We start from the raw sequence: 4,681 nt of genomic DNA, 5'->3' as shown, positions 1-4,681 counted from the left end.
TGGGGGCGGGCCCGGGGCCGGGGGGGGGGGGGGGCCCCCCGCGTGGCCCGGGCGGGGGGGGCCCACTACCGGGCCCCCCGGGCGCGCCCCCCGACAGGCACCCCGCCGCTGCCGGGATCCTCACGACAGCCTCCAGCGCCAGGAAAGAGGAGCAAGGGACCTTTGCTAACGCTTCCGGCACCGGGGCTCGCACGCCTTCAGCGACCTCCAGCGGACCGTCCCGGCCTGGGCAACGGGAGCAAGGGACCTTTGCTATCGCCGCGCGGCGGGAAGGAGGGGAAGGAGGGGAAGAATAGGGACGAGCTGGCATGTAAGCCGGATCCTGTCCCCGCGGTTCCTTGCGGCGCCGCGGGTGGCGGTCATCCATCTCGGCCTGCCGTTGCCGGCAGGCTCCAGCGGCCTACCCGCAGGCTCGGACGGGCCGTCCTCGAACGCCTGCGCAGGAGCGAACTCCCTCTTGGCCTTGCTCCGGGTGGGGTTTACCTAGCCGTCCCGGTCACCCGGGACGCTGGTGGTCTCTTACACCGCCGTTTCACCCTTACCCCCGCCCGTGCGGGCAGGGGCGGTCTGTTTTCTGTGGCACTGTCCCGCGGGTCACCCCGGGTTGCCGTTAGCAACCACCCTGCCCTGCGGAGTCCGGACTTTCCTCGAGCCGGTTTCCCGGCTCGCGACCGCCCTGCCAGCTCGTCCGGCGTTGGATCGTACCGGTTCGGGCCTCCCCTCCGCCGGGCGCGGTGGCGAACCAGGCGGTCCGGCCCCGCTGCCGGTAGAGCGGCCAGCCGCCGAGGGTGACCTGGTCGGTGCCGTCGGGGCGGCGGAGCAGGCCGACGCGCCTGGGGTCGATACCGCTGACGACGGGCGGGCCGGTGCTGAGCACGGGCGCCCAGCCATCGGTGCAGGCGCCGGAGCAGGTGGCGGTGGGCGGGTCGGCGCGGTCGCGGTTGTAGCGATAGAGGACGTTGCCGTCGCCGTCGACGACGCGTTCGGCCCAGGGCCTGCCGACCGCGATCAGCCGAGCGGGAGCCGCGGACGGGGTGAGCGATTCGGTGGCCGGCGCTTCGACGACGGGACCGGACGCCACCGGGTCAGGACCCGGCCACCACACCGCTGCGCTCCCGATGACCGCGCTCGCGGTGAGCGCCGCCGCGGCGGCGAGGACGGTCGGCCGGGCTCGGCGCATCGATGTTCTCCTCTCGGGCGGCGCGCGGGCCGGGATGCTGTTCGCCGACCTCGGCGGTCCAGTGCTGGACGGCGGCGGGGCTGTCGAGGCCGATGACGCCGACAAGCCGTCCGCCGCGGACGAAACCGGTGACGGGCCGTCCGGCGGGGACGGGCGATTCGAGGAGCACGGTGTCGGTGCCGCGCATCGGCGTCCCGGCGATCTGGATGCGCACTCCGTGCTGTTCGGACCAGTAGCGCGGGACCGGGGTGAACGGCGCCGCGTCCCGTGGTCCGGCGAGCAGGTTCTCCGCCGCGGCCCTGCCCATTTCGACCGCGTTGAGCCAGTGTTCGACGCGCTGGGGTCCCGGCCCGAACCGGAGGTTGGGCCAGCGGGCGACGTCCCCGGCCGCGACGATGGTGTCCGAGCCGAGAACGTGACAGGTCGGCCCGCACAGGACGCCGTCGTCCAGCGGCAGCGCGGCACCGCGCAGCCAGGACACCGCGGGCACACTGCCGACCGCGACGACGGCGGCGCCGACGTCGAAGGCGCGGCCGTCGTCGAGTTCGATGCCGAGCCCGTCGGCGTCCTGCCGCCACCGCCACACCGTGGTACCCAGCGCGAGGCGGACACCACGAGCGGCGTGCAGTTCGGTGAGCCAGCCGCCGATCTCGGCGCCGAGGACATTGCCGAGCAGGACGCGTTCGCGGCCGACGAGGATGACGTCACGCTCGAGCTCGCGCAGGCTGGCGGCGACCTCGCAGCCGATGAACCCCTCGCCGATGACCGCGATCGGTCCCTTCGTCGCGGCCAGCGCGCGTTGCAGCGCCAGGGTGTCGGCCAGTGTCCGCACGACGACGACCCGCGGGTGGGCGTGCGGCGCGCCGGCGAGCCGCCGGGGCTCCAGCCCGGTGGCGATGATCAGCCCGTCGTAGCCGAGTTCCTCGTCGCCGGGCAGGTGCACGACGCGGCGCGCGGGGTCGACCTGGACCACCGGGGTGCCGAAGCGCCAGTCGGCGTCGATGTCGAGCGGGTCGGCCAGCAGGGTGTCGGCGCGGCTCATCGCACCGGTCAGCAGCTGCTTGGTGAGCGCGGGCCGGTGGTAGGCCATGCCCTGCTCGGCGCCGACGACCACGATGTCGCCGTCGAAACCCAGTTCCCGCAGGCGTTCGGTGGCGCGGAGCCCGGCCAGCCCCGCCCCGGCGACCACGATGCGCTCGGTCATCGTCCCGCCTCCTGCAGGTGGATGGCGCGCATCGGGCACGCCCGCGCGGCGGCCTGCACGCGCTGGGTCTGCTTGGCCCCCGGCTTGCGCAGGTAGGCGAGCTGGCCGTCGCCCTGGAGGCGGAACACCTGGGGTGCCTCCGCCTGGCAGACGCCGTAGCGGTGGCAGCGCCGGCTGTCGACACTGATCCGGACGGCGAGGACGGCCACGCCCGCGCGTTCGGCGTCGCCGCCACCGACCAGGCCGACGCGGACGAGCAGTTCCGGCGGCACGATCCGCAGGACGCTGAGCACGATCGGCGGTGCGAGGAAGGTGATCCCGCCGAGCCACACCACCGCGAGATGCCCGCTCGCGACCGCGCCGAGCCACGCGTGCACCACGAGCAGGCCGACGCCGAGGTACCCGAGCTGATGGATTCTGCCCCAGCTCCGCTTGGCGACGCCGTGGCGCAGGCCCGCGGTGATCGAGATGACGACGAGCAGTTCGAAGCCCAGGATGCCCATGGCGTGCCGGATCAGGCCACCGCCGAAGAACGGCACGAGCAACTGGACAACCGACAGCGTTTCGCTGTTCTCCATGAACAGGAAGGACATCCCGTGCACCGCGCCGGTCGACAACGCGAACGCGGCGAGCATGATGTGCCCGCCGCGCAAGGGTTTGTGGCCGGTGAAGCGGCGTACCCACCCGGCGGCGGCGAGCACGCCCCAGCAGAGCGACAGGCACATCGTCAAGTAGGCGACGCGGCCGGACAGCGCCGCGACCTGGCCGACGCCGTCGTCGTGCGGGGTGGGAACGGAAAAGTCGGCGAGTGCGGCGAGCGGGGACATCGGGACACCTCCGGGTGCGCGGCTCATTTCCTTCCGGGGGAACCAAGCAGGCGGACCACGCCGAAGGTCGCGGCCGTCGCCAGCCCGGCCAGCAGCGCGCCCAGCGCGATCTCCCCGCCGCCGACCTCCTCGCCCGCGGCGGGCGACACCAGCAGCGACGTGGACTCCGCGACGCCGGTGCTCTCCAAAAGGGTCAGGTGCCGCAGCACGGTGTCGACGGCGATCTGGGCGAAGGCGCGGACGTCGTCGTTCTGCGTACCGGCCCGCACCTGGGAGGCGAGCCCGAAGAGATTGCCGTCGGCCGCGCGGACCCGGTTGACGTAGACGCGGTCGAGATCGGGGCCGGTGGCGGCGGTGATCTGGTCGGCCCAGTGCTGCTGCTCCGGCGTCGGGACGGCGGGCAGCGTCATCCCGAACCGGTCGGCGAGCGCGCGCACCTGGACGTCGAGCCGCGCGTGGTCGTCGGCGAGCAGCGCACCGACTTCGCGCACCCGGCGGCCCGCGCCGTGTTCCTGTGCCTGCCTGCTGGCCGGGCCTTCCCAGAGCCCCGCCTGTTTGACGCTGATCAGCAGATCCCGGTCGAGTTGCCGGAGTTCGTCGGCGGCGGCCGGTGAAACGTTCCAGAGCAGCGTGCCACCCGCGATCGCCAGTAGCACCACGAATCGGAACAGCATTTCGGCGTCCCTTCGGCAAGGAGTACTCACAGGGGGCTACGCGGACATCCGGCGCGCGGTTCTCGCGTTCACCCGAAAAGCGGTGTGATCTATATCACATTAACTAAAAGAAGGCAATACTGGTCTTTTCACTTCGCCTCGCGCATGAATGGAGTGGCAAACCCGTCCCCGTAGCCTTTCGAACTATTCGGCGCTACACTCCGGGCCGAGCCGGTCCCGGTCAGGCGAAGGCCGAAACCTTGCCTGGCAGCAGCACTTGGACATCCCGATCACCGCGGTGACGATTTCCCGGGCACAGTCCGAACCGGACCTCGAATACCGGACCGTCATCCGCGAGACCGCTCTCATGGGCAATACCGTCCAGCCGACGGCGGGCATTCCTGACATCCCGGAGGGGGCCGGGAAATCGCGGCCCCGAGACGGAGGCTCGCACATTGCGGAAAGCGCAGGAAAATCCGATGACGCGAGGGAACGCCGAAAGGGCGGACACGCCGTTCGGCGCCGCGCCGGAGCGGCCGGGGCGCGAGCATTGCCTACCCACCGGTTAAATGACAATTCAACTATCCGGCCGGCACCGTCTTCTGACCTCCCGAGAGCTATTGCTTTCTCCAGTAGTCTGTCCGAACCCGACATGAAGGTCTCTACGGTGGATACCGAAGTAAATCCCGGGGGCCCCTCCGGCGGGGGGGGGGGGGGCGGCCCCCCCCCCCCCCCGCCGCCGGGGGGGGGGGGCCGCGGGGGGGCGGGGTGACGGCGGTGTTTGCGGGCGCGCGCGCCGGGGGGGCCGGGGGGGCGC

Annotated in this window: 3 protein-coding genes, 1 other RNA gene and 1 pseudogene; all 5 read right to left on the bottom strand. The window is 72.4% G+C overall.

Translation table 11 applies throughout. From position 1 onward, the window contains the following. Positions 1-295 precede the first annotated feature (295 nt). An RNA gene (gene rnpB / locus ACFWY9_RS43700) (RNase P RNA component class A) lies at positions 296-687 on the bottom strand. 199 nt (positions 688-886) lie between these two features. Next, a pseudogene (locus ACFWY9_RS43695) lies at positions 887-1,180 on the bottom strand (hypothetical protein); the annotation flags it as partial. Beyond that, the gene (locus ACFWY9_RS43690; RefSeq protein WP_378341666.1) at positions 1,086-2,384 is read right to left on the bottom strand and encodes an NAD(P)/FAD-dependent oxidoreductase; all 1,299 of its coding nucleotides are present in this window, start codon (positions 2,382-2,384) and stop codon (positions 1,086-1,088) included. The pseudogene ACFWY9_RS43695 and the gene ACFWY9_RS43690, both read right to left, overlap by 95 nt. Beyond that, positions 2,381-3,211, bottom strand: coding sequence for a ferredoxin (locus ACFWY9_RS43685; protein WP_378330115.1), 831 nt, complete (start codon positions 3,209-3,211; stop codon positions 2,381-2,383). The genes ACFWY9_RS43690 and ACFWY9_RS43685 overlap by 4 nt, the downstream gene beginning before the upstream one ends. A gap of 23 nt (positions 3,212-3,234) precedes the next feature. Next, positions 3,235-3,885 (bottom strand): DUF4142 domain-containing protein, encoded by a 651-nt coding sequence (locus ACFWY9_RS43680; protein ID WP_378330116.1) that lies wholly within the window; start codon positions 3,883-3,885, stop codon positions 3,235-3,237. Positions 3,886-4,681 lie beyond the last annotated feature (796 nt).

Origin of the sequence: Amycolatopsis sp. NPDC059027 (genome assembly GCF_042739735.1) — a bacterium.
In the GTDB taxonomy this organism is placed as follows: Bacteria; Actinomycetota; Actinomycetes; order Mycobacteriales; family Pseudonocardiaceae; genus Amycolatopsis.
This window is presented reverse-complemented; position numbering and strand designations above follow the sequence as displayed.

What these genes read in the sequence shown, in the direction of transcription:
- ACFWY9_RS43680 (WP_378330116.1), bottom strand. Translation starts at nt 3,885, where the DNA reads ATGCTGTTCCGATTCGTGGTGCTACTGGCGATCGCGGGTGGCACGCTG.
- ACFWY9_RS43685 (WP_378330115.1), bottom strand. Translation starts at nt 3,211, where the DNA reads ATGTCCCCGCTCGCCGCACTCGCCGACTTTTCCGTTCCCACCCCGCAC.
- ACFWY9_RS43690 (WP_378341666.1), bottom strand. Translation starts at nt 2,384, where the DNA reads ATGACCGAGCGCATCGTGGTCGCCGGGGCGGGGCTGGCCGGGCTCCGC.